Raw genomic sequence first — 23,597 nt, 5'->3', positions numbered from 1 at the left:
CCTGTTAAGGAAGGATAGTTTAGATGCAGATGATGTCTCTTGAAAAGGAAGCGGATATGGAGACGAAGACTGCACAGCAGCGCAGCCTCGAATACAGAAACGCCATGGCGCGGCTCGGTGCGGCGGTCAATATCGTCACCACGGATGGTGCGGCAGGCCGGGCGGGCTTTTCAGCGACGGCGGTTTGCAGCGTTTCCGACAATCCGCCCACGCTTCTCGTCTGCCTCAACCGCAATGCCTCCGCGTATAAGGTGGTGAAGACCAACGGCGTCATCTGCGTCAATACGCTTGCTTCAAAACACGAGGTGCTGAGCACGCTCTTCGGCGGCAAGACGCCTGCGGAAGAGCGTTTCGCCGCTGGCAGCTGGGGTGTGCTTGAAACCGGCGCTCCGGTTCTGGAGGACGCGCTCGTTTCCTTCGATTGCCGCATCCGCGAGGCGCATGATGGCGGCACGCATGATATTCTGATCTGCGAGGTTGTGGATATGAAGATCAATGAAGGTGATGAGGCGCTGATGTATTTCAACCGGCGTTACCGGGTACTTTGAGCGCGGTCCTTTGAAAGTTGGAAGTGGCGGCAGTCTACGACAAACTCCCGTGGAACGGTTCCGTTTGGCGCGGCCGTAGCATCCGCACACCGTCACCCCGGACTTGATCCGGGGTCCAGCGCGATCAGGTCCTTGATCGCGTAGGGCTCTTTTCACGGCGCAGACGCGCCGTGGCTGGATGCCGGATCAATTCCGGCATGACGGACGAAACGTATCGTCGTTTCTCAGAAATTCGAAGGCGTTTCCGGCCTCCCGGAAACGCCCTTTTCTTTTACTTGATGAGCGGCAGAAGGTCGTTGATCGACTTCTTGGCGTCACCGTAGAACATGCGGGTATTGTCCTTGTAGAACAGCGGGTTCTCGATACCGGAGTAACCCGTGCCCTGGCCACGCTTGGAGACGATGACCAGTTTGGACTTCCACACTTCCAGAACCGGCATGCCGGCAATCGGCGAGTTCGGATCGTCCTGGGCGGCCGGATTGACGATGTCGTTGGAGCCGATGACGATGACGACGTCGGTATTGGGGAAGTCGTCGTTGATCTCGTCCATTTCCAGCACGATGTCGTAAGGCACTTTGGCCTCGGCGAGCAGCACGTTCATGTGGCCGGGAAGACGGCCTGCCACCGGGTGGATGGCGAAACGCACGGTCTTGCCGTCAGCGCGCAGCTTGCGGGTCAGTTCGGACACCGCGCTTTGCGCCTGCGCCACCGCCATGCCGTAGCCGGGAACGATGATGACGCTATCGGCGTCGTTCAGCGCCGAAGCAACGCCTTCGGCATCGATCGCTACCTGTTCGCCATCGATTTCCATCGCCGGACCCGTGGTGCCGCCGAAGCCGCCGAGGATGACGGAGACGAAGGAGCGGTTCATCGCCTTGCACATGATGTAGGACAGGATCGCACCCGAGGAACCGACCAGCGCACCCGTCACGATCAGCAGATCGTTGCCAAGCGTGAAGCCGATGGCTGCCGCCGCCCAGCCGGAATAGCTGTTCAGCATCGAGACGACGACCGGCATGTCGGCGCCGCCGATGCCCATGATCAGGTGATAGCCGATGAAGAAGGCGGCCAGCGTCATCAGCACCAGCGTCCATGCACCGGCGCCGTTGCAATACATGATGAGCAGCACGAGCGACAGGATCGCGGCGCCGGCATTGAGCAGATGTCCGCCCGGCAGCTTCTTCGCCTTGCCGTCCACCTTGCCGGCAAGCTTGCCGAAGGCGACGACGGAGCCGGTGAAGGTGACCGCGCCGATGAAGACGCCGAGGAAGACCTCGACCTTCATGATCGCCAGTTCAACAGGCGTCTTGTGGGCGAGGATGGCGGAAAAGCCGGTTAGCAACGAACGCGCGGTCTCATCGAGCGAGGCGACATGCGCTTCCTCGATATGGGCGTTGAAGCCGATGAAAACGGCGGCTAGACCGACGAAGGAGTGAAGGGCTGCAACAAGCTGCGGCATTTCGGTCATCTGCACGCGGCTTGCGACGAAGTAGCCGAGCACGGAGCCGCCCGCCAGCATCAGCAGCACGACGAGCCACTGCCCGACGCCCTTGCTGATTTCAGGGCCGAAGACGGTGGCGACAACGGCAAGGCCCATGCCTGTTATGCCGTACCAGACGGCGCGTTTGGCGCTTTCCTGTCCGGAAAGACCACCGAGAGAAAGGATGAAAAGAACGGCTGCGGCAACATAGGCCGCGGAAACGATACCAATGGTCATAAACTGTCCCCTACACGGCTCAGGACTTCTGGAACATGGCGAGCATGCGCCGTGTCACGAGGAAACCGCCGACGATGTTGATCGTCGCGATCAGGACGGAAAGCGAGGCGAGGATCACCACCAGCCAGTTGCCGGAACCGATCTGCAGCAGAGCGCCGATGATGACGATGCCGGAAATCGCGTTCGTCACCGCCATCAGCGGTGTATGCAGCGAGTGGCTGACATTCCAGATGACCTGGAAGCCGACAAAGCAGGCGAGCACAAAGACGATGAAATGGCTCATGAAACTTGCCGGCGCATAAAGGCCGACGAGAAGCAGGACAGCAGTACCGGCGACGAGCAGACCGACCTGGCTTTTCGTCTGCGCCTTGAACTCGGCGCGTTCCTTGGCGTGCTTTTCCTCCGGCGTCAGTTCCTTTGCTTTTTCCTTTGGTTTCTGCGCGGCAATGGCCTGGATCTTCGGCGGCGGCGGCGGGAAGGTAATTTCACCCTGATAGGTGACCGTCGCGCCACGGATGACATCGTCTTCCATGTTGTGAACCGGCTTGCCGTCCTTGGCGGGCGTCAGATCGGTCATCATGTGACGGATGTTGGTGGAGTAGAGCGTCGAGGCCTGTGTGGCCATGCGGCTCGGGAAATCCGTGTAGCCGATGACGATGACGCCATTGTCGGAAACGACACGCTGGTCGGGAACCGTGAGATCGCAATTGCCGCCGCGCTCGGCGGCGAGGTCGATGATAACGGAACCCGGCTTCATCATCGCCACCATGTCGGCGAGCCACAGTTTCGGGGCGTCACGGCCCGGGATCAGCGCCGTGGTGATGACGATATCGATCTGCGGTGCAAGCTCGCGGAATTTTTCGAGCTGCTTCTCGCGGAATTCCGGCGAGGAGGGGGCGGCGTAACCGCCGGTGGCGGCGCCATCCTGCTGCTGGTCGGCGAAATCGAGATAGACGAATTCGGCGCCCATGGATTCGATCTGTTCGGCCACTTCAGGGCGAACGTCGAAGGCATAGGTGATGGCGCCGAGCGAGGTGGCCGTGCCGATGGCGGCGAGACCGGCAACACCTGCGCCGATGACGAGCACCTTGGCGGGCGGCACCTTGCCGGCGGCGGTGACCTGACCGGTGAAGAAGCGGCCGAAATTATTGCCGGCCTCGATGACCGCGCGATAACCGGCGATATTGGCCATGGAGGACAGCGCGTCCATCTTCTGGGCGCGGGAAATGCGCGGCACCATGTCCATGGCGATGACATTTGCGCCCTTTTCCTTCGCCTGTTCCAGAAGGTCCTTGTTCTGGGCTGGGTAGAAGAACGAGATCAGCGTCTTGTCCGAAGACAGGCGATCAATCTCCGACGTTTCCGGCGGACGAACCTTGGCGATGATGTCAGAACCGGCGTAAAGCGCATCGGCGCTGTCGACGATTGTTACACCGGCGGCGCGATAGGCGTCGTCGGAAAATCCCGCCGCCTTGCCTGCTCCGGTTTCGAGGATGCAATCATATCCGAGTTTCTGCAATGCCTGGGCGCTGTCGGGCGTCATACCGACGCGCGCTTCGCCCTCATATAATTCCTTAGGCGTCCCGATCTTCAAAATGGCTCTCCCTCTGCCTGAAAATACAGGGGGGTCATAACCTATTCAGGGGGGCTTTGTCTCCATATTGATTTTGTCTTGCCTGCGACGCAATGACAGCCCCCTGCGACAGTTCATTCGATATCGCTGCGTGTGGCGCAATAAAAGAACCCGGCACCTGTGCGCCGGGTTCCGAAAATGTCCGTCAGGACGTGGTTCAATCCATGGTGTGGATGTCGCGATCCTTGGTTTCCGGCAGGAACAGCAGGCCGACGACCAGCGTGATGCCCGCAAAAACGATCGGATACCAGAGACCATAGTAAATATCGCCCTTCGCCGCGCTCATCGCAAAGGCGGTGGCGGGCAGAAGGCCGCCGAACCAGCCGTTGCCGATGTGATAGGGCAGCGACATGCCGGAATAGCGGATGCGGGTCGGGAACAGTTCGACCAGCAGCGCCGCGATTGGGCCGTAGACCATCGTCACATAGATGACGAGGACGGTCAGAACCGCGATGATGACGACCCAGTTCACGGCGGCCGGATCGGCGACCATGGCGAAGGTGCCACCGCCGGCAATCGTGTAGACGGCCATTTCCGCCGCTCCGGCGGTCTCGGCCGGCGTCAGCAGCTTGTCCGCCACCAGCTTGTCGGTCGCAACCATCTTCTTGTCGGCGGCACGAACGGCTACCGCATTGAGGTTGAGTTCCGGGTTGGCGGCGATGAAGGCATCCAGTTTCGCGTCCGGCACCTGTGCTGCGCCGCGCACCAGCGGGTAGCCGCCGTCATGCAATGCGATGTTGACCTGCTTCTGGAAGGCCTTGTCCTTCGCGGAAGCATCCGCGCCGGCTGCGATGGCGTCGTAGCTGGCGATGGTGGCGTCGCCGATCTTGACGCTCGCCGGCTCGCCGGCCGCTCCAGCAACGACGTCATAGGGAACGGAGTTGCGAGTCAGGAACGAGGTGGCGATATCGCAGGATGTGGTGAATTTCGCCGTGCCTGTCGGGTTGAACTGGAACTTGCAGTCACCCGGAGCGGCAGTCACGGTGGCGCGAACGCTGGCCTGTGCTTGCGCAAGTGCCGGGTTGCCCGCCCAGGTGAGCGCCTTGAACAGCGGGAAGTAGGTCAGCATAGCGAGAACGAGGCCGGCCATGATGATCGGCTTGCGGCCGATCTTGTCGGAAAGCCAGCCGAAGAGCACGAAGAAGCCCGTGCCGAGGATGAGCGCTGCCGCGACCATGATGTTGGCGGACTGGCCGTCCACTTTCAGAATGCTCTGCAGGAAGAACAGCGCGTAGAACTGGCCTGTGTACCAGACGACGGCCTGACCGATGACGGCGCCGACGAGGGCAAGCAGGGCGATCTTGGCGTTTTTCCACTGGCCGAAGGCTTCGCTGAGCGGGGCCTTGGAGGTCTTGCCCTCTTCCTTCATCTTCTTGAAGGCGGGGGATTCGTTCATTTTCAGACGAATCCAGACCGATACGCCGAGCAGCAGAACGGAGACGAGGAAGGGAATGCGCCAGCCCCAGGCGGCGAAGGCTTCCTTGCCGAGTGCGAACTGCACGCCGAGAATGACCACCAGCGACAGGAACAGGCCGAGCGTCGCCGTCGTCTGGATCCAGGAGGTGTAATAACCCCTGCGGCCATTCGGGGCGTGTTCGGCCACGTAAGTGGCGGCACCGCCATATTCGCCGCCGAGCGCCAGACCCTGAAGCATGCGCAGGACGATCAGGATGATCGGGGCTGCGATGCCGATCTGGGATGCACCGGGCAGGACACCGACGAGGAAGGTCGAAACGCCCATGATGAGAATGGTGATCAGGAAGGTATATTTACGGCCGACAATGTCACCCAGACGGCCGAACACCAGCGCGCCGAAGGGGCGCACGAGGAAGCCCGCGGCAAAGGCCAGAAGCGCGAAGATATTACGTGTCGTTTCCGGATACTGACTGAAGAAGTTCGCGCCGATATAGATCGCGAGCGAGCCGTACAGATAGAAATCGTACCATTCGAAGACTGTTCCGAGAGAAGAGGCGAAAATCACCTTCTTCTCCTCACCCGTCATGGGACGGGCGGCGCCGCTCACGGCTGCAACGTTTGCCATTGTCTGTCCTCCACAGATGTCAAATGAGCGCATTGCGGAGCCCTGTCTCTCCTCCGGACTCCCCCTTGAGGGTGCAATGCGCATGACATCAGAGTGACAGAAAATTAACCCCAATAAGAGCGATGCTTTCGGATTATGACTTTAGTCTAATGTATAACGTGCAAAAATGTCGCAGGGCGGTTTTTGCATCTTCGCGCCGGGTGGCCCGGGACATGCCTTTTTTCTTGACACAACAGAGAAACCTTCTAATAGCTTCTCGCGAAGAAGGAGCATCACCTTGCGCAGGCATGTTGCAGACATGATTGTCATGGAAGGACCGGCACAATCCGCCGGCGATGATCCGCGTCTTTCTTATTCTATCCGAATTACGGCCAAAACGACGATTAAAACCGTCTAACGTCTCTGGCCACCGCTCTCTCCCCGGTTTGGCTGGGGATCGAGGAAGCCGCAATGCGATGCGGGTTCCCACCTCACCCAAAAGAGGAGAGACAGAAAGAGAGCTTGATCATGGGTTTCAAAGTTGCAATTGTAGGCGCCACCGGCAATGTCGGTCGCGAAATGCTCAATATCCTGGCCGAACGTGGTTTTCCCGCAGATGAAGTCGTGCCGCTTGCCTCCTCCCGCTCGCAGGGCACGGAAGTCTCCTATGGCGACCGCACGCTGAAGGTTGCCAACCTCGAAAATTACGATTTTTCCGACACGGATATTTGCCTGATGTCGGCCGGCGGCGAGATTTCCAAGAAGTGGTCGCCGAAGATCGGCCAGCAGGGCTGCGTTGTCATCGATAACTCTTCCGCATGGCGCTATGATCAGGACGTTCCGCTGATCGTGCCGGAAGTTAATGCCGATGCCGTCGAGGGCTTTACCCGCAAGAACATCATCGCCAACCCGAATTGCTCCACGGCCCAGCTCGTTGTCGCGCTGAAGCCGCTGCATGACTTCGCCAAGATCAAGCGCGTCGTTGTCTCCACCTATCAGTCTGTTTCCGGCGCCGGCAAGGAAGGCATGGACGAGCTGTTCCAGCAGACCCGCGCCGTCTTCGTGGCCGATCCGGTCGAAACCAAGAAGTTCACCAAGCGCATCGCCTTCAACGTCATTCCGCATATCGATGTCTTCATGGAAGACGGTTATACCAAGGAAGAGTGGAAGGTTCTGGCTGAAACCAAGAAGATGCTCGATCCGAAGATCAAGGTGACCTGCACGGCCGTGCGCGTTCCCGTCTTCATCGGCCACTCGGAATCGGTCAACATCGAGTTCGAAAACGAGATCACCGCCGATCAGGCGCGCGATATCCTGCGCGAAGCGCCGGGTTGCCTCGTCATCGACAAGCACGAGGATGGCGGCTACATCACCCCGGTTGAATCTGCCGGTGAGGACGCGACCTATATTTCGCGTATCCGCGAGGATGCAACGGTCGAAAACGGCCTCAACATCTGGGTCGTTTCGGACAATCTGCGCAAGGGTGCAGCACTCAACGCCATCCAGATCGCCGAACTGCTGGTCAATCGTGGTCTCATCAAGCCCCGCAAGGCGGCTGCCTGATACCATTTTTTAAGGTTCGTTAAGTATAACCCGTCTGTTCTGTGTGGGGCAGGCGGGTTTTCTGATTGGTGACGATCACGGCCAGTTTATTTGCAGGCCTTGCTGCCGAAAGGCAATTTAGGCCGCCAAAAGGCAATTTTGGCACCTGAATTCATACAGCGGTGACGTTTTTGTTCTCGGGATGAATTCCCCAAAGGATATCGAAGGCAGATTTTGATGCGGGCAATGAAGGCAATCCTGGCTGGTGTGGCCATGGTCTCGGTTTTGGCAGCGACGCCGGTTCTGGCTGCGCAATGCGGCAATACTTCGGCAGGGTTTGAGGCCTGGGTCGGCGCCTTCAAGCAGGAGGCGGTGGGCCGCGGCGTCAGCGCTTCGGTGCTTGATCGCGCTTTCGCCGGTGTTTCCTACAACCGGGCCACTATCAGCGCCGATCGCGGCCAGCACAGCTTCAAGCTGTCCTTCGAACAGTTCATGCAGAAGCGCGGCGGTCAGACGATCATTTCGCGCGGCAAGACCATGAAGAAGAACAACGCCTCTCTCTTCGCCTCGATCGAAAGAGCCTACGGCGTGCCGGCCGGCCCGCTGCTCGCCATCTGGGGCATGGAAACCGGCTTCGGCGGCTTCATGGGCAACCAGCACACGCTTTCCGCCGTTGCAACGCTTTCCTTCGACTGCCGCCGTTCGGATTATTTCACCGAGCAGCTCTATGCAGCCCTGAAGCTGGTTGGCAGCGGCTCGCTGAACGTCAACGCCAAGGGTGCAGCCCATGGTGAAATCGGCCAGACGCAGTTCCTGCCGTTGAACGTCGTCCGTTACGGCGTCGATTTCGACCGCGACGGACGGATCGATCTCGTCGGTTCGCGCGCTGATGCGCTGGCTTCCACAGCCAATTTCCTTGTCGGCCATGGCTGGCAGCGCGGCGCTGGCTATCAGCAGGGACAGGCAAATTATGCGGCCATCCAGGGCTGGAACGCTGCAAGCGTCTATCAGCAGGCCATCGCCTTCATCGGCAAGGCGATCGACGGCCAATAAGGCTGCTTTCCAAGGAATAAGGCCCACTTTCGTCATGCCGGACTAGATCCGGCATCCAGCCACGGCGCGTCCGGCAAAAGTCTCCCGCATAATCGACGTCATCCTCGGGCTTGACCCGAGGATCCGTCGCGCATCAGGTTGTGGATCCTCGGGTCAAGCCCGAGGATGACGAAGGAGAGGTTGGTAGCCGTTGGACTTGCGGCTGATACGATCCTGTCGTTCTTTCAACCAAAAACCTGTTTTCACAGATCCGGGCGACGAAAATCACCTGTCTTGCCGTCCATCACCCACAATTCGCCGGTCGAAATATCGAACCAAGCGCCATGCAGCTTGACCTTGCCGGCGGTTTCCTGCGCCTTGACGAAGGGGAAGCCGCGCAGATTGGCGATGGAGTTGCGGATGGAAACCCGTTCCAGCGCCGTCTGGCGCTCCGACGCGGTCATGACATCGTTGCTCTGGATCTGCTCGGCGGCCGACTTGACCATGTTCATCCATTTGCCGATGAAGTCGCCCGGCGACAGGGGTTCGAGATTGGGATCGAGTGCGGCCTGAATGCCGCCGCAGCGGCCGTGGCCCATGACAACGATATCCTTCACCTTCAGAACCTGAACGGCATATTCGATGGCCGCCGAAGTGGCGTGGTACTGCCCGTCCGGCTCGAAGGGCGGCACCATGTTGGCGACGTTGCGGACGACGAAAAGCTCTCCCGGTCCGCAGTCGAAAATGGTTTCCGGCGCCGAGCGGGAGTCACAACAGGCAATGAACAGGGTCTGCGGTTTCTGTCCGGTGTCGGCCAGAACGCGGTATCTTTCGCGTTCATCGACATAGCGACCGCTCATGAAGTTCTTGTAGCCGTTGAGAAGGGTTTCCGGAAAATCTTTCATCTATCGCAGTACCGTTATGCTTGGACCAAGATCACGGGGCGAACCTGGTGCGTTGAAGACCAATTCCTGAAGCGCTATTTGCGCTTGCTGCGTGAAGGATGCAAGAGATGACGCATCTGCACCATGGCCATGGGTGTGGAAAGACTTGAAGAATCGGTCTCAAGCGTCAGTTCGTTCATCTCGCGTTTTTTCGTGCGGGCCAGAATTTCGAACACACTGGCGGTGGCCAGCTGCAACGCCTTTTCATCATCCAGGCCTTCGAGCAGGCGGGCGAGGAACAGCGCGGACATGAGGTCACCAAGCCCGTTCGGCGCATTCTCGATGGCGCGGTGTTCGGCAAGCAGGGCGTGCCGGCCGCTGAGATAAAGATTGCCGGTGCCGCCCGCCATCATCGGCACGGCCGAGGTGACCAGCATTTTCGGCGGCCCGAGTGCGAGCGCCGCATCCATGATGGCATTGTTGGTTTCAAGCTCGGCGCCGCTCATCCACGCCAGTTCGTAGCGGTTCGGGGTCGCGACGGTCGCAAGCGGGATGAGATGATCGCGGATGGCTTCGGCGGTCTCAAGGGGAATGTAAAGCCCGCCCAGATCGCCCATGACCGGGTCGCAGGCATAAATCAGCGCCGGGTTCTTTTCCTTCAGATTGCGGATCAACCTTGCAACGGCGCGCACCTGTGCTGCGCTTCCGAAATAACCGGTCAGAACGGCCTTGACCTCGCCAATCCATTTGGCGTTTTCAAGATCGGTCATGGCCTTGTCGAAGTCGTCGTCCTGAAAGCGCATCCGCGTGGAGGGGCCGTGGCCGGGGTGCCAGGGCATGACGATGGTGGGCACGGCCCAGACCGGATAACCCAGCGTCTCCAGCGCAAAGACCGCTGCGCGATTGCCGACGGAACCACGCATGACGTGGCTGGAAATGACGATAACAGCGCCTTGGGTATTTTCCTGCATCACGGCCTTCTTGCTTTCAAACATCGCAGAAAGCCCGCAAGAACCCCTGCCTAAAGATCAAGATGCGCTCTCATGACATATCGCAAGGCCGGTTTCCACCGTTAATCCCGCAAGGGTCTGTCCCGCAAAAGGATGGGCGGGAAGCCTGCAGTCCGCTCACCGACCGCGTCTGCATCGCCGGGTTGTGATCGCTGGACAGACAAATCGCTCAACCATTCCGTTCAGGTATCGGGTTTTCCGAAAACCGCGATACACTTTTCGGCCCGATGCCCTATAGTTGCATCATGCTCGATCTCGTCATCGCCTATTGGCCGCATATCCTTGCCGTTCTCTCCATTTTGATGGGAACAGTGGCAGCCGTGCATGCAACCATGACGAAGGAGGAGGTCCGCTCGGCGCTTGGCTGGGTCGGCGTCATCGTCCTGTCGCCGATTGTCGGTGCCGTCATCTATGCCATTGCCGGCATCAACCGCATTCGCCGGTCCAACATCACCCAGCAGCGATCCTTCATGATGGACGAGATCATGGATCGCGTGGCGCGTCTCGATGCGAGCGGCGAACTCATCGCCGCGCGGTTCGGACGCCGTTTCGAGGCGATGAAGACGCTGGGTGACCGGGTGACGCGCCATGCGCTGACAACGGGAAACACAATCGAGCCGCTTGTGACCGGCGATGTCGCTTATGCCGCCATGCTGGAAGCGATCGGGGAGGCGAAGCGGTCGATCATTCTCGAAACATATATTTTCGACAATGACAGGATCGGTGCGCGCTTTGTGGCGGCGCTCGAAAGGGCGAAGTTTCGCGGCGTTGAAGTCAGGGTGCTCATCGATGCCGTGGGTGCGCGTTATTCCGTACCGAGCATTCTGCCGACGCTCAGGGAAAAGGGCATCGTCGCGGATGTCTTCAACGGCAATGTCATCATGGGGCTTCGGCTGCCCTATGCCAATCTGCGGACCCACCGCAAGATTCTCGTGGTGGACGGACGCATTGCCTTTAGCGGCGGCATGAATATCCGCGAGGGTTTCACACTGGAATTCGGCGGCGAAAAACAGTCGCACGACACCCATTTCAGGATCAGCGGCCCGGTGGTATCGGATTTTTTCTCCATCGCGGCAGAGGACTGGCGGTTCACGACGGGGGAGCTTCTTGATACGCCCGTCTGGGACATCGCCATTCCCGATGGTGTGCCGGGATCGCAGATCGTCGCCCGGGTATCCTCCTCCGGGCCGGACAGGAGCATCGAGACCAGTCACAAGATGCTGATGGGTGCGTTTTCCGTCGCCCGCTCCTCCATTCTCATCATGTCGCCCTATTTTCTCCCCGATCGGGAGCTTATTTCGGCACTCATTACCGCAGCGAGGCGGGGGGTCGTGGTGGATATCATCGTGCCGCAAAGCAACAATCTGGTGCTGGTGGACAGGGCGATGACGGCGCAGTTCGACCAGATGCTGAAGAATTACTGCCGCATCTGGCGGGCAACGGGAGCTTTCAACCATTCCAAGCTTCTGGTGATTGACGGGTGCTGGACCTATATCGGTTCTTCCAACCTCGATCCGCGTTCCCTGCGGCTGAACTTCGAGATCGATCTCGAAGTCATGGATAAGGAATTCGCCGCGGCGATCGGAAACCGCATCCGCGATGCGAGGGCAACCGCTTTACCTGTCCGGCTGAGCGAACTGAATGCGCGGCCATTCGTTGTCCGTTTAGTGGAGCGTGTCCTTTGGCTCGCTTCGCCCTATCTTTAGTCGGAGGCATTGCAGCGTGAAGAAAAACGGTTTGCTGAACAGCGAAAAAACGGCTCTGGCGGCGAACAGCAGTTTGCCCGCCTTCGTCATGCAGTCGCTCCGCGACCGTCGCCAGCGGCAGAATGCGGTGCAGGCGGGAAAAGATCATTCATTCCCCGTCATCGCTTCCTACAATGTGCATAAATGTGTGGGCCGCGACCGCAAGTTCGATCCGGATCGCACCAGCCGCGTCATTCAGGAAATCGGCGCGGACATCATCGCGTTGCAGGAAGCGGACAGCCGTTTCGGCGAGCGAACGGGCCTGCTCGATCTTGCCCGGCTGGAGCGGGAAAGCGGGCTCGTTCCCGTGCCCGTACAGGCAGGCGTCAAGGCGCATGGATGGCACGGCAATGTCGTGCTGTTCCGGGAAGGTGCGGTCCGGGACGTTCATACATTGAAATTGCCGGGGCTCGAGCCGCGCGGTGCGCTTGTCGTGGAACTCGACCTGAAGAGCGGTGGCACGCTGCGCATCATCGCCGCGCATTTCGGCCTGTTGAGACATTCCCGCGCCCAGCAGGCGAAGGCGCTTATCGGACTTCTGGACGCGCGCGATGAATGTGCGACCATTCTTATGGGAGACCTGAATGAATGGCGTCTCGGCAACGGTTCGTCGCTCAATACGTTCAGGGACGCTTTCGGCGTCCTGCCACCCGCCGTGCCGAGCTTTCCGTCCAATCTGCCGGTGCTGGCGCTCGACAGGATCATTGCCAATCGCGAGGGGCTGATCGAGCAGGTGGAGGCGCATGACAGCGCGCTGGCGCGCATCGCCTCGGATCATCTGCCGCTGAAGGCCGCAATCCGGACTGACCTGCTTCCGGTCTGAGCCGGTTGCGAAAGCGCGCATGTTCGGAGTCTAGCCGAGTTTAAAGGCGTTGCGCCGCCGTCAGGTGGCTGCGCGAGCGGGCTTCCAGCAACGACGTGCGAATGGCTTCCATCAACCGTTCACGGTTGTTTCTGGTTTTGCCCCTGTCCAGATTCTGCGCTGAAAGCGCGAGATCAAGACCTTCATGCATCACTATCGAATAGGCAACGGTCGTTGCCCAGCTTTCGTCATCCTGCTCCATCATGCAGCCCCTGAACTAAATCATTTAGTCCGAATCACCCTTTTCTTGAAATTACCACAAAATACAAAGCATAAAATAGGACTGTTTCTTGCTCCGCCTTTACCCTGAAGCGGATATATTGATTTCTGGCAGTTTCAATGCCGCACAATATAGGCACCTATGACGCTTAAGTATTTGAAACAGATTCGATTTCAGGAAATTCTCACAGACCTTTCGGACCATGAAAAACGCCGCGCATCGGGGATGCGCGGCGGGCTTGCGTCGAAGGTTGCGGTGGATGGGAGGTCTGGTTTCAGCCGGCCTTTTCGAGCTTGTAGTCCGAATTGGCCGGTTCTTCCTGCTTGTGCTGGATGAGCGGGCGGTTGCCGGAGAGCTTGCGCACCAGCACGTAGAAGACTGGTGTCATGAAGATGCCGAAGAACGTCACGCCGATCATGCCGGAGAACACCGCGACACCCATGGCGGCGCGCATTTCCGCACCCGCACCGGTGGAGATGACCAGCGGCACCACGCCCATGATGAAGGCGAGTGAGGTCATCAGGATCGGGCGAAGGCGAAGCCGGCTTGCCTCGACCGCTGCCTGAAGCGGCGTTCGTCCCTCGAATTCCAGCTCGCGGGCGAATTCCACGATCAGGATCGCGTTCTTCGCCGACAAGCCCACAAGGACGACAAGGCCGATCTGCGTAAAGATGTTGTTATCCCCTCCCGTCAGCCAGACGCCGGTCAGGGCTGCCAGCACACCGAGTGGCACGATCAGAATGATCGCGATCGGCAGTGTCAGGCTTTCATATTGCGCAGCCAGGACGAGATAGACCAGCAGCAGCGCCAGCGGGAACACGACGATACTGGAGTTGCCGGCCAGAATTTGCTGGTAGGTCAGGTCCGTCCACTCGTAGTCAATTCCGGCAGGCAGGGTTTCAGCGAGGATTTTTTCAATCGCCGCCTGCGCCTGTCCCGAGGAGTAACCCGGTGCCGGGCCGCCGTTTATGTCGGCCGCAAGGAAGCCGTTATAACGGTTGGTGCGTTCCGGTCCCGTCGTCGCATCCACCTTCAGCAGCGTCGACAGCGGGATCATCTGACCTGTTGCGGAGCGTACCTTCAGGCGGCCGATATCTTCCGCATGGGCGCGGAACTGCGCGTCTGCCTGCACACGCACGCTGTATGTCCGCCCGAAGGCGTTGAAGTCGTTGACATAGAGCGAACCGAGATAGATCTGCAACGTCTGGAAGACGTCGCTGACGGAAACGCCCAGCTGCTCGGCCTTGGCGCGGTCGAGGTCGGCGAAGAGCTGGGGCACATTGATCTGGAAGCTGGAGAAGATACCCGCCAGCTCCGGCGTCTGATATGCCTTGGCGATCACCGCCTTTGTCGCTTCATCGAGCGTCTGGTAACCGTAACCGGCACGATCCTCGATCTGCAGCTTGAAGCCGCCCGTCTGGCCGAGACCGTTGACCGGCGGCGGCGGGAACATGGCGATGAAGGCATCCTGAATGCCTGCATATTTCTGGTTCAGCTGCATGGCGATGGCGCCGCCCGACAGTTCCGGCGTCTTGCGGTTTTCGAAGTCGTCAAGAACCGCAAAGACGATGCCCGAGTTGGAGCCGATGGTGAAGCCGTTGATCGACAGGCCGGGGAAAGCGATGGCGTGGCTGACGCCCGGCTGTTCAAGGGCGATGTCGCTCATCCGCTTGATGACGCTTTCCGTGCGGTCAAGTGTTGCTCCATCAGGAAGCTGGGCAAAACCGATCAGATACTGCTTGTCCTGCGCCGGCACGAAGCCGCTCGGAACGGTGCTGAACATGCTGTAGGTGGCCGCGACCAGCGCCATATAGACCATCATCACCAGGCTTTTGCGCGTTACCAGACCGCCCACGGTTTTGCCGTAGCCATTGGAGGCGGCCCCGAAGGCGCGGTTGAAGCCACGGAAGAACCAGCCGAAAAGCCGGTCCATGACGCGGGTCAGCCAGTCTTTCGGCGCGCCATGTTCCTTCAGCAGCAGGGCTGCAAGAGCGGGCGACAGCGTCAGTGAGTTGATCGCCGAAATGACGGTGGAGATGGCGATGGTCAGCGCAAACTGCCGGTAGAACTGTCCGGAAAGGCCTGAGATGAAGGCGAGCGGCACGAAGACGGCGACCAGAACCAGCGCAATGGCGATGATCGGGCCGGAGACTTCACGCATCGCCTTGTAGGTGGCGTCACGCGGTGACAGTCCGTTTTCGATGTTTCGCTCGACGTTTTCGACGACCACGATTGCGTCATCCACCACGATGCCGATGGCGAGCACGAGCCCGAACAGCGTCAACGCGTTGATGGAGAAACCGAAGGCATACATGACGGCGAAAGTGCCGATGATCGAGACCGGAACGGCGATCAGCGGAATGATCGATGCGCGCCAGGTCTGCAGGAAGAGGATGACGACAAGAACCACGAGGCCAACGGCCTCGAGGAGTGTGTCGACAACCTTTTCGATGGAGGAGCGTACGAATTTCGTCGTGTCGTAGACGATCTCGTATTTTACGCCATCCGGCATCGCCAGCTGCAGATTGTCCATGGTGGCACGGACATTGTCGGCGATTTCGATGGCGTTGGAGCCCGGGGCCTGCAGCACGGCGACAGCGACGGCGGGTTCGCCGTCGAGGAGCGAGCGCAGAGTGTAATCGGCCGCACCGAGTTCGATGCGGGCGACATCGCGCAGGCGGGTGATTTCACCGTTGGCGCCGCTCTTGACGATGATGTTGCCGAATTCTTCCGGCGTGGTCAGACGGCCCTGGGCATTGACGTTGAGCTGCAGGTCGACGCCGTTCGGGCTTGGGGAGGCACCGATAACGCCGGCTGCGGCCTGCACGTTCTGCTGGCGGATGGCGTCCGAGACGTCGCTGGCGGCGAGATCATGCTCGGCAACCTTCTGCGGATCGAGCCAGACGCGCATGGAATAGTCACCCGCGCCGAAGACCTGAACCTGGCCGACGCCTTCGATACGGGCGAGCCGGTCCTTGACGTTCAGCGTTGCATAGTTGCGCAGATAGGTGATGTCATAGGCATCTGTCTTCGAGACGAGGTTGACGACCATGATGAAGTCGGGCGAGCTTTTGACGGTGGTGATGCCGAGTGCGCGGACTTCCGCCGGCAGGCGCGGTTCGGCCTGCGACACGCGGTTCTGCACCAGCTGCTGCGCCTTGTCGGGATCGGTGCCGAGCTTGAAGGTGACGGTCAGCGTCAGCACGCCGTCGGACGTCGCCTGACTGCCCATATAGAGCATGTCCTCGACGCCGTTGATCTGTTCTTCAAGCGGCGTGGCGACGGTTTCGGCGATAACGGCCGGGTTCGCGCCGGGATAGGTGGCGCGGACGACGACGGATGGCGGAACGACTTCCGGATATTCGGAAATCGGAAGGGCGCGCATGCCGAGAAGGCCCGCCACCACGATCAGGATCGATAGAACACCGGCGAAGACCGGCCTATCGACAAAAAATCTGGAAATATTCATATCCAGTCCCTCTCCGGGTATATTTTGGAATGCAAAGGCCGTTCCGGCGGCTTTTCTGCCGCCGGTGAAGGCCGGTTCTGTCTGAAGGGGCGTCTCGCGAAAGCGCGGGACGCTTACTGATCAAAGAGGAGGGTTACTGCGAAGCAGCAACCTTGTCTTCCGCTTGTGGTGCGATGGTCGCACCGGGACGAATGCGCTGCAGGCCGTTGACAACAATCGTATCACCGGCGGCAAGGCCGCTATCGATGATGCGCTGGCCATCGGCCGGTGCGCCCGGCTTGATCTGGCGGTAGCTCACCTTGTTTTCGGCATCGACCACGAAGACGAACCGCTTGTCCTGATCCGTGCCAATGGCGCGGTCGCTGATGACGATGCGGTTTTCCGGCTTCGGTTCACCCATGCGAACCCGAACGAACTGGCCGGGAATGAGCCTGCCATCAGGGTTCTCGAAGACGGCGCGCACACCGATGGTGCCGCTTGCCGAATCCACCTGGTTGTCGATGAGATGCAGCGTGCCCTTGATCGGCGTGCCTTCATCCGAAAGCGTGCCGATTTCCACCGGGATCTGTTCCAGAGCGGGCAGGGCGTCGGTCGTCTTCGGCAGTTCGGACAGCGCTTTCGCAACCGTTCCTTCGCTGGCGTTGAAGCTGGCATAGATCGGGTTGACCGAAACCAGCGTCGTCAGGGCAGGCGATGTCGAGCCGGCGGCAACAAGGTTGCCGGCGGTGATCTCGATCCTGCCTACCTTGCCGGAAACCGGCGCGATGATCTCGGTATAACCGAGATCGAGCTGGGCCGTCGTCAGTGCGGCGCGGGCGGCGCGAAGCTGGGCTTCGGCATCCGCAAACGAGCTTTGCCGCTGGTCGAGATCGCTCTGGGAGATCGTGCGATTGTCGGAAAGCCTGCGGCCGCGGTCGAGTTCCGTCTTGGCAAGGCTGACCTTGGCCTCGGCGGAGGCGACCTGGGCTTCAGCGCCCAAAACCGCGGCCTGATAGGGGGCCGGATCGATGGTGAAAAGGGCGTCGCCTTCCTTCACCAGCGCGCCTTCGCGGAAATGCACGGCCTTGATCTGGCCTGCAACGCGGGAGCGGATCTGCACCCGGTCAACGGCTTCGAGACGGCCGGAAAACTCTTCCCATCGCATCACATCGCGGCTTTCCACCTTGGCGACGGTAACGGGGATTGCGGGCGTTTCGGCAGGCGTGGAGGCAGCCGTCGCATCGCGGCTGGCGGGGAGGTCGAAAATGAGTGCTGCGGCTGCAACGGACATAGCAAGTCCGATACCGGCGCCCGTCAGGGCCCGGCGCTTTGTGGTCAGCGTCATGGGTTTCTCCTTGGCTCCGATCAGGAGCCGATCAGTTTCTCAATAAATGCGGTATTTAGTGTTTTATCTGGTCAACGAAGGTCTTGAACTCCGAACAGACGGATGAGACCCATCCGCCGCCCTCTCCTTGATAAAGCCCCGTCCAGCCGATGCCGGCGGGGAAAACATGCTGCCGGACGCTGACACCGGAGGCGATGAGCCTGTCGGCATAACCGACCGTTTCGTCGCGCAGAGGGTCGTCCTCGGCGGTAAAGATCAGCGCCGGCGCCACCCGGTTCAGCCGCGTGCACTGGCAGGGCGCGGCATAGGGGTGGAAAAACCCGCAGGCCTTGGCAAGGTAATGGCTCCAGCCATCCGCCCAGCGCTGGCGCATGCCGATCCTGTCCGCGTCGCGGAAGGATTCCGTCGTCATCATCGGGTCGATCATGGGCGACAGAAGTATTTGACCGGCAAGCTTGCCAGGCATGCGGTCACGGGCCTTGAGCGCAAGCCCCGCCGCCACATTGCCGCCTGCCTCTTCGCCGGCCACGAACAGCAGCGATTTCGCGCCGCCATAATGCTTGCGGTCCCGGCTCAGATGATCGAGCGCTTCGAACGCGCAATCCATCGCCATCGGAAACTCGTTGCCGGACGGCTTGCTATAGTCAGCCTCGACAACGATCGCGCCGCTCTCCGCCAGGGCTCTTGCTACCGGAAGCTCCGGGCAATTGCCGCCCTTTTCAAGAAACGAACCGCCACGCAAATAAAGGATCACGGGTGGGTGGCTGCAGAGGCCCGCACTTTCATATCGGCGCACGGAAAGCTCTGATGTGGAGCCCCCACAGCGTTCGATATTTTCCCAGTGCGCTTTCATCTGATCCGGTCCCGTGCACCGCCATCGGCAGCTCACCATATTTGCAAAATCTGAAATTCATATTATTGTTCGGGAGAAAACGATCAAGTACGTCAAAATGAAAACACTATTCCAAATAAACGGATAATAGCACCATGGATCAGCTTTCTGCCATGCGGGTCTTCACACGTGTCGTCGAAACCGGCAATTTCAGCCGCGCTGCGACTGCGCTGAACATGCCCAAAACCACCGTTACCAACATGGTGCAGGCGCTTGAGGCGCATTTGCAGACGACGCTTCTCAACCGCACCACGCGAAGGGTCATGCTGACAACGGACGGCGCTCTCTATTATGAGCGGGCCTCGCAGATTTTGTCGGAAATCGAAGAGCTGGATGGCAGCATGTCCAGCGCGCAGGTGCAGCCGTCAGGCCGGTTGCGCGTGGAAATGGCCGGTGTCTTCGCGGACCTCGTGGTTATCCCACATCTTTGCGAATTTTACCAGCGCTATCCACAAATCCGTCTCGATCTCGGCGTCGGCGACCGGCTGGTCGATTATATCGCGGAGAATGTCGATTGCGCGCTCCGCGTCGGCGTGCTGCGCGATCAGTCGCTGATTGCCCGAAAAGTCGGCGAGTTGAGATTCGAGACCTTCGCCGCCCCTTTCTATATCGAAAACTTCGGCATGCCCGAAAAACCGGAGGATCTGGAGAACGGCCACTATTGCGTGGGTTACCTCAACGCCACCACAGGCCAGATCATGCCGGCCTCCTTCGACAACGGCGTTCGCAGCGTCGAACTGACCCCGAACTATGTGGTGTCAGTCAATGACAGCCGCACCTATCTCAACGCCGCACTTGCCGGCATGGGCATCATACAGCTTCCCGTCTTCATGGTGAAGGATGCGCTGGCAAAGGGGGAGCTGGTGCCGGTTCTGCCGGAATGGCGGCGCGAGCCCATGCCTATTTATGTCGTTTATCCGCAGACCCGGCATGTGACCAACAAGGTCCGCGTTTTTGTCGACTGGCTGGCCAAGCTGGTTCATGGCCTGGTTTGAGGTGCCGGACGCTCGCCAGGGAAGTTAGTTGCATTCGGGAACGCACTGGTGTTGGTGGCGGTCACCTGCCGAATATTTTCAGCTTCTTTTAACGCAGTACGATAAAGGTGGAATTCGCCGTAACTTTAACGGCAGAGCTTCCTCGGTCCGGTGTCGATCGGATAATGATCCGGTAAATGGCGCAATTGCCATTTTCTTTCCTGATCCGCGTACAATGTACAGCCACGCCCGCATAATATTCACGCCGTTGCACCTGCCAGCGATCCGTTAGCAGCGTCTTTTCAGGGGTCTTGTTGAGATTCGCCGATATTTCCAGGTAGTTCAGCGCTTCAGAGGGCTGAACACTGCCGAAAGGATCCCGCTGGGTGAAGCTGAGCGTCATGTTGAGATCATAATAAGAGCCCGATTTTTCAGCGGTTATCTGGATTACAGCGCACTTGGCCGCGAATGTTTGGGTCAACAGGTCGCATTCGGAGAGGCCGATTGTAGGTAGCCGAGAAGCGATATAGCCATTCCAATCCGTCACGGCCGATCCGGAACGATCCCCACGTCGGAAATCTTCAGGTTTCATCTGAACGCGAATGGTGACGACGCGACTTTTCTCGAACTCCTCCATATTGCGAAGCGACGGCAACCCCGGCGCGTCTCGGGGATTTATCGGTATTCCATTGAAGTCATTAAACTCTTCTTCCTCTTCAACGGAGGCGACGGTGCGGACCAGGCCCACCATCTGCAGCAAATATGTTGCCGCGGCAATATTCAGGACAAATCCGCCTATCACAGGCAAGGCGAAAAATAATGTAATCAAAATTAAGAAAATACGTGTGGAAGGCATTTTTATTACTTCCTGTCGAGCGCAGTGAGATCGCTGCCAAATATCGCTCTTGCTTTGTTCTTCACCAATTGCGATCGGACCTTTTCATATTCGGAATTGGATGCGGCAAAGAACAGATGATCGGCTGCTGCCGTCAGAACGCGCGCTTTGTCCAGGGTATTGTAAGGAATACGCTCGTCGAGCGACGCGGGAACCGGCCCGACAATCGCATGGCTCATTCTGTCGAAACCGATGGTGCTGGCTTCGCTTTGCACGCCGAAGGTGCCATTGAACCACTTGTTGTAGGCATTGTAGGTTCCAAGCAACTTGCTTACGCCAGCCTTCACCTCTTTCTCGCCTTTTTTTGCCCTTTCGACCAAGGTCCAGTGATCCTTGGGGCTCCGGGCAGGGCGAATCTGGCAACGGTTGGCGGCTTTTCCATCAATAACGCTCACCGGGACAGCGGCTTCGAGATTAGCGATGGCGGTATGTGTAAGACTAATGATCGCAACACGATGAATTCGCGCGTTCGGCGCCTTGTGAATATTCCACATGACGTTTCTGCCGCCGGCGAGGACCAGATAGACGGGCTTCTCAGAGGCGGTTACGACAACATCCACCACACCTAGGTGATCGTTATATCCTGGAGAAAAAATGACGGGTTCCCTGCCGTCTTTCTGCCAACTGCCGATAAAGCTGTTGGCACTCCTCAAGATGTCGGTGTCAGGAATCGCAAAAATGTCAGACAGTTGCTGACTTTCATCGACCTGAATCTGGACAACCTGCACCCCTTGCGGAGGTCTGGGAAAGGTGCAGTTCTCTGCAGGCTGAAGGGGAGCAAGGATGACCTGCGTTACGCCGGATGGAGAGCCTGCATTCGATACGGCAGACTTGAACCAACTAATCTTCTGTTCGGCTTCGACCAGTACGCCGACCGGTACCCGATAGCCAAAATTAGAACGTGCCGGTCTGTTGGGCGCTTCCTGCGGCGGCTGGTCGTTAGAGCACCCTGCGAGTAACGAGCAGGATAGAATGAATGCAATAATTTTTTGCATCACGAAATCCGAAATAATATATAAGTGAATACTTAAAATAAGTATATGCAACGCAGTTTTAAATTTTCTTAAATATTCGAAATAATCTCTTTCTATTTAATGTATCCTATCGCATATTTTCGTAAATATATTAGGATTTTCATATTTAATTCTAATGGACTATACGAGTCCGAAGCCTCTGTTCCCAAAACCTTTGTAGCGACAAAAACGATGAAGGCGCGAACGCGCGCTGCAAGATGCTCGTGCCGGCATAAACGGCGTGGATCATCTCCATCGCCTCGGCGCTTTCGAAAACAGTCAGCGAAGCGCGCGTCGATGAAAACCGCGCGATCTTCGACTTTACCCTGTCGGCCGATGACATGGCGGCGATCCGCGCTCTTGCAAAGCCGGACGGTCGCATCGTTTCGCCGGATGGGCTCGCACCCGTCTGGGACGAGGTCGCCTGATCATGACGGGCCGGGAGGGCAAACCTCCCGGTCTGGTGTTTTCGTGGGGGGGGCTGCGGCATTACGAGACAGGAAACGCGCCAAATCGCAATGCATAAGCCATGGCGATGGCTGCCGACGAGTTGCTTGATCTGGAAAACTGGAGCGGGCGAAGGGATTTGAACCCTCGACCCCAACCTTGGCAAGGTTGTGCTCTACCCCTGAGCTACACCCGCTCAAAAACCGCTGGTCCGGGGTAGTTCGCTGGACTGCGGGCCGCCGAAGCGGCGACGGGTGCTATATCGCTCAATCGTTTTTGGAATGCAACAGTTTCTTTGTGGTTTCGGCGGAAATTCGTTTGTCGCTCGCTCTTCTTCAATCGACGTGACCGCAGTTGATGAAGAGGCCGGAAGTCACCGTGAAGCCATTGTTAGAATTGGCGTTTGCGGGATCGCCGCTGGCGATTGCCTGCCGTGTAACAGAAAAAATCACCTATTTACATTTGGTTAAAATCTGATTCGACAAGTGATTCGTTCGGGTGTACAAATTCCCTGTCCACAAGAAAAATCGAAACGATATTGGGAACGATACTTGGCATATCATCATCGGGAGGATGAGCCTTGTCGTACGCAGCTTTTGAACGGGTTGGCGCACAATTGTCGCCAGAGCAGATCACCGATCTGCAGACTATTTTCGATGGCGTATGTTTCGAATGCTTTCAAGACCGCAGCAGCCATGTTGCCAATGAGTGCGCGGCGGTTTTGATCCGCAGCGCCCAGCGCGGCATTCTTGACCATGAGATGTTGCGCGATATCGGTCTTGCGGTTTTACGTCGGCACTGATTGCGCCATATTACAATAAAAAAGCGCCCGAGTATCTCGGGCGCTTTCGTGTGTGTTGTGGCGAGAGCCGCTTCCGGCTCAGCTCTTTTCCTGAACATGGGCTTCGAGGAACCACAGCGACTTGTCGAGATCGCGCGAGGCGGCAGTGAAGATGTCAGCCGTGGTCGGGTCGCCGGCCTCGTCGGAATCGTCGATCGCCTTGCGGATCATGTTCGCCACGTCGCCATAGCGGGCGATCAATTCGTCGAGATGGTCGTGGATCTTGTAGATATCGGTCGGATAGGCCTTGAGCTTCGTCGTCGAGGAGACGGATTGCAGGCTGCCGAGCGCCGTGCCGCCAAGCTGGACCACACGTTCGGCGATGGTGTCACCGTGATTGTCGAGCTGGGCGCGGAAGGTGTCGAGAAGTTCGTGGACGGCAATGAATTGCGGACCCTTCAGGTTCCAGTGGGCCTGTTTGGTCACCAGCGCAAGGTCGATCACCGAAGCCAGCGATTCGTTCAGAATGCCGATTACGGTCGACTTGGCGTTTGAAGGCAGGTCGTTCTTCGTCTTGTGCGTCTTCATC

At 58.7% G+C, this 23,597-nt stretch carries 19 protein-coding genes, 1 tRNA gene and 1 pseudogene; 8 read left to right on the top strand and 13 right to left on the bottom strand.

Going from position 1 to position 23,597, the window contains the following annotated elements; translation table 11 throughout:
• Positions 1 to 23 precede the first annotated feature (23 nt).
• Positions 24 to 548: an NADH-dependent FMN reductase RutF gene (rutF, locus tag JZY08_RS11430; RefSeq protein ID WP_137038202.1), complete on the top strand. Its 525-nt coding sequence runs from the start codon at positions 24 to 26 to the stop codon at positions 546 to 548.
• 271 nt (positions 549 to 819) lie between these two features.
• Here rutF and JZY08_RS11425 read toward each other — a convergent pair whose 3' ends face one another.
• From JZY08_RS11425 to JZY08_RS11415, 3 genes are all read right to left on the bottom strand, one after another.
• Positions 820 to 2,265 carry an NAD(P)(+) transhydrogenase (Re/Si-specific) subunit beta gene (locus JZY08_RS11425; protein ID WP_216330182.1) on the bottom strand — a complete coding sequence of 482 codons (1,446 nt, stop codon included), beginning with the start codon at positions 2,263 to 2,265 and terminating at the stop codon, positions 820 to 822.
• A 19-nt stretch (positions 2,266 to 2,284) separates the two neighbouring features.
• Positions 2,285 to 3,859: a Re/Si-specific NAD(P)(+) transhydrogenase subunit alpha gene (locus JZY08_RS11420; RefSeq protein WP_142170144.1), complete on the bottom strand. Its 1,575-nt coding sequence runs from the start codon at positions 3,857 to 3,859 to the stop codon at positions 2,285 to 2,287.
• A gap of 196 nt (positions 3,860 to 4,055) precedes the next feature.
• Entirely contained in the window at positions 4,056 to 5,939 is a 1,884-nt protein-coding gene (locus JZY08_RS11415; protein WP_035224467.1) for an MFS transporter, read from the bottom strand.
• 507 nt (positions 5,940 to 6,446) lie between these two features.
• Here JZY08_RS11415 and JZY08_RS11410 point away from each other — a divergent pair.
• Both JZY08_RS11410 and JZY08_RS11405 read left to right on the top strand, forming a co-directional pair.
• Positions 6,447 to 7,481: an aspartate-semialdehyde dehydrogenase gene (locus JZY08_RS11410; protein ID WP_035241030.1), complete on the top strand. Its 1,035-nt coding sequence runs from the start codon at positions 6,447 to 6,449 to the stop codon at positions 7,479 to 7,481.
• Positions 7,482 to 7,697: 216 nt separating this feature from the next.
• Positions 7,698 to 8,513: a lytic transglycosylase domain-containing protein gene (locus JZY08_RS11405; RefSeq protein WP_216330181.1), complete on the top strand. Its 816-nt coding sequence runs from the start codon at positions 7,698 to 7,700 to the stop codon at positions 8,511 to 8,513.
• A 242-nt stretch (positions 8,514 to 8,755) separates the two neighbouring features.
• Here the strand turns inward: JZY08_RS11405 and JZY08_RS11400 are convergent, their stop codons facing one another.
• Positions 8,756 to 9,397, bottom strand: coding sequence for a carbonic anhydrase (locus tag JZY08_RS11400; protein WP_035224474.1), 642 nt, complete (start codon positions 9,395 to 9,397; stop codon positions 8,756 to 8,758).
• 74 nt (positions 9,398 to 9,471) lie between these two features.
• Positions 9,472 to 10,347, bottom strand: a complete 876-nt coding sequence (pdxY, locus tag JZY08_RS11395) for a pyridoxal kinase PdxY (RefSeq protein ID WP_035224685.1) — start codon at positions 10,345 to 10,347, stop codon at positions 9,472 to 9,474.
• A 284-nt stretch (positions 10,348 to 10,631) separates the two neighbouring features.
• Between pdxY and JZY08_RS11390 the strand changes: the two genes are divergently transcribed.
• Complete coding sequence (locus JZY08_RS11390; protein WP_216331554.1) at positions 10,632 to 12,092, top strand: phosphatidylserine/phosphatidylglycerophosphate/cardiolipin synthase family protein; 1,461 nt, start codon at positions 10,632 to 10,634, stop codon at positions 12,090 to 12,092.
• A gap of 16 nt (positions 12,093 to 12,108) precedes the next feature.
• A complete protein-coding gene (locus JZY08_RS11385) occupies positions 12,109 to 12,954 on the top strand; it encodes an endonuclease/exonuclease/phosphatase family protein (protein ID WP_216330180.1) in 846 nt (281 codons plus the stop codon).
• 40 nt (positions 12,955 to 12,994) lie between these two features.
• Here JZY08_RS11385 and JZY08_RS11380 read toward each other — a convergent pair whose 3' ends face one another.
• From JZY08_RS11380 to JZY08_RS11365, 4 genes are all read right to left on the bottom strand, one after another.
• Positions 12,995 to 13,198 (bottom strand): hypothetical protein, encoded by a 204-nt coding sequence (locus JZY08_RS11380; RefSeq protein WP_065114108.1) that lies wholly within the window; start codon positions 13,196 to 13,198, stop codon positions 12,995 to 12,997.
• Positions 13,199 to 13,487: 289 nt separating this feature from the next.
• Positions 13,488 to 16,682, bottom strand: a complete 3,195-nt coding sequence (locus JZY08_RS11375) for an efflux RND transporter permease subunit (RefSeq protein WP_216330179.1) — start codon at positions 16,680 to 16,682, stop codon at positions 13,488 to 13,490.
• A gap of 133 nt (positions 16,683 to 16,815) precedes the next feature.
• Positions 16,816 to 18,006: an efflux RND transporter periplasmic adaptor subunit gene (locus tag JZY08_RS11370; RefSeq protein ID WP_003491925.1), complete on the bottom strand. Its 1,191-nt coding sequence runs from the start codon at positions 18,004 to 18,006 to the stop codon at positions 16,816 to 16,818.
• Positions 18,007 to 18,061: 55 nt separating this feature from the next.
• A complete protein-coding gene (locus tag JZY08_RS11365) occupies positions 18,062 to 18,859 on the bottom strand; it encodes an alpha/beta hydrolase fold domain-containing protein (protein WP_035241821.1) in 798 nt (265 codons plus the stop codon).
• A gap of 134 nt (positions 18,860 to 18,993) precedes the next feature.
• Here JZY08_RS11365 and JZY08_RS11360 point away from each other — a divergent pair, with 134 nt between their 5' ends.
• Positions 18,994 to 19,893: a LysR family transcriptional regulator gene (locus tag JZY08_RS11360; RefSeq protein ID WP_003491921.1), complete on the top strand. Its 900-nt coding sequence runs from the start codon at positions 18,994 to 18,996 to the stop codon at positions 19,891 to 19,893.
• A gap of 88 nt (positions 19,894 to 19,981) precedes the next feature.
• On the opposite strand, the gene JZY08_RS11355 is transcribed toward JZY08_RS11360, so the two are convergent.
• Entirely contained in the window at positions 19,982 to 20,728 is a 747-nt protein-coding gene (locus JZY08_RS11355; RefSeq protein ID WP_216330178.1) for a hypothetical protein, read from the bottom strand.
• Between the two features lie 5 nt (positions 20,729 to 20,733).
• Positions 20,734 to 21,762 (bottom strand): hypothetical protein, encoded by a 1,029-nt coding sequence (locus tag JZY08_RS11350; protein WP_216330177.1) that lies wholly within the window; start codon positions 21,760 to 21,762, stop codon positions 20,734 to 20,736.
• 281 nt (positions 21,763 to 22,043) lie between these two features.
• On the opposite strand from JZY08_RS11350, the pseudogene JZY08_RS27570 reads away from it, so the two are divergent.
• Positions 22,044 to 22,208: pseudogene (locus tag JZY08_RS27570) on the top strand (aldo/keto reductase); the annotation flags it as partial.
• 140 nt (positions 22,209 to 22,348) lie between these two features.
• Here JZY08_RS27570 and JZY08_RS11345 read toward each other — a convergent pair.
• Positions 22,349 to 22,423: transfer RNA gene (locus JZY08_RS11345), tRNA-Gly, on the bottom strand.
• A gap of 384 nt (positions 22,424 to 22,807) precedes the next feature.
• On the opposite strand from JZY08_RS11345, the gene JZY08_RS11340 reads away from it, so the two are divergent.
• Entirely contained in the window at positions 22,808 to 23,029 is a 222-nt protein-coding gene (locus tag JZY08_RS11340) for a hypothetical protein (RefSeq protein WP_003522612.1), read from the top strand.
• A 78-nt stretch (positions 23,030 to 23,107) separates the two neighbouring features.
• Here the strand turns inward: JZY08_RS11340 and dps are convergent, their stop codons facing one another.
• Positions 23,108 to 23,596 (bottom strand): DNA starvation/stationary phase protection protein Dps, encoded by a 489-nt coding sequence (dps, locus tag JZY08_RS11335; protein WP_003491909.1) that lies wholly within the window; start codon positions 23,594 to 23,596, stop codon positions 23,108 to 23,110.
• Between the last annotated feature and the right edge of the window lies 1 nt (position 23,597).

The sequence above is a fragment of the Rhizobium sp. X9 genome (assembly GCF_018873185.1).
GTDB classification, from domain to species: Bacteria; Pseudomonadota; Alphaproteobacteria; order Rhizobiales; family Rhizobiaceae; genus Agrobacterium; species Agrobacterium oryzihabitans.
Note: the sequence above shows the minus strand (reverse complement) of the source record. Positions and strands in the feature narration are given on the sequence as shown.

Excerpts from the sequence above, each read along its gene's own strand:
- JZY08_RS11425 (WP_216330182.1), bottom strand. The coding sequence starts at position 2,265 with ATGACCATTGGTATCGTTTCCGCGGCCTATGTTGCCGCAGCCGTTCTT.
- pdxY (WP_035224685.1), bottom strand. The coding sequence starts at position 10,347 with ATGCAGGAAAATACCCAAGGCGCTGTTATCGTCATTTCCAGCCACGTC.
- JZY08_RS11405 (WP_216330181.1), top strand. The coding sequence starts at position 7,698 with ATGCGGGCAATGAAGGCAATCCTGGCTGGTGTGGCCATGGTCTCGGTT.
- JZY08_RS11410 (WP_035241030.1), top strand. The coding sequence starts at position 6,447 with ATGGGTTTCAAAGTTGCAATTGTAGGCGCCACCGGCAATGTCGGTCGC.
- dps (WP_003491909.1), bottom strand. The coding sequence starts at position 23,596 with ATGAAGACGCACAAGACGAAGAACGACCTGCCTTCAAACGCCAAGTCG.
- rutF (WP_137038202.1), top strand. The coding sequence starts at position 24 with ATGCAGATGATGTCTCTTGAAAAGGAAGCGGATATGGAGACGAAGACT.
- JZY08_RS11375 (WP_216330179.1), bottom strand. The coding sequence starts at position 16,682 with ATGAATATTTCCAGATTTTTTGTCGATAGGCCGGTCTTCGCCGGTGTT.
- JZY08_RS11370 (WP_003491925.1), bottom strand. The coding sequence starts at position 18,006 with ATGACGCTGACCACAAAGCGCCGGGCCCTGACGGGCGCCGGTATCGGA.
- JZY08_RS11380 (WP_065114108.1), bottom strand. The coding sequence starts at position 13,198 with ATGATGGAGCAGGATGACGAAAGCTGGGCAACGACCGTTGCCTATTCG.
- JZY08_RS11400 (WP_035224474.1), bottom strand. The coding sequence starts at position 9,397 with ATGAAAGATTTTCCGGAAACCCTTCTCAACGGCTACAAGAACTTCATG.
- JZY08_RS11365 (WP_035241821.1), bottom strand. The coding sequence starts at position 18,859 with ATGAAAGCGCACTGGGAAAATATCGAACGCTGTGGGGGCTCCACATCA.
- JZY08_RS11415 (WP_035224467.1), bottom strand. The coding sequence starts at position 5,939 with ATGGCAAACGTTGCAGCCGTGAGCGGCGCCGCCCGTCCCATGACGGGT.
- JZY08_RS11390 (WP_216331554.1), top strand. The coding sequence starts at position 10,632 with ATGCTCGATCTCGTCATCGCCTATTGGCCGCATATCCTTGCCGTTCTC.
- JZY08_RS11355 (WP_216330178.1), bottom strand. The coding sequence starts at position 20,728 with ATGCCTTCCACACGTATTTTCTTAATTTTGATTACATTATTTTTCGCC.
- JZY08_RS11360 (WP_003491921.1), top strand. The coding sequence starts at position 18,994 with ATGGATCAGCTTTCTGCCATGCGGGTCTTCACACGTGTCGTCGAAACC.
- JZY08_RS11350 (WP_216330177.1), bottom strand. The coding sequence starts at position 21,762 with ATGCAAAAAATTATTGCATTCATTCTATCCTGCTCGTTACTCGCAGGG.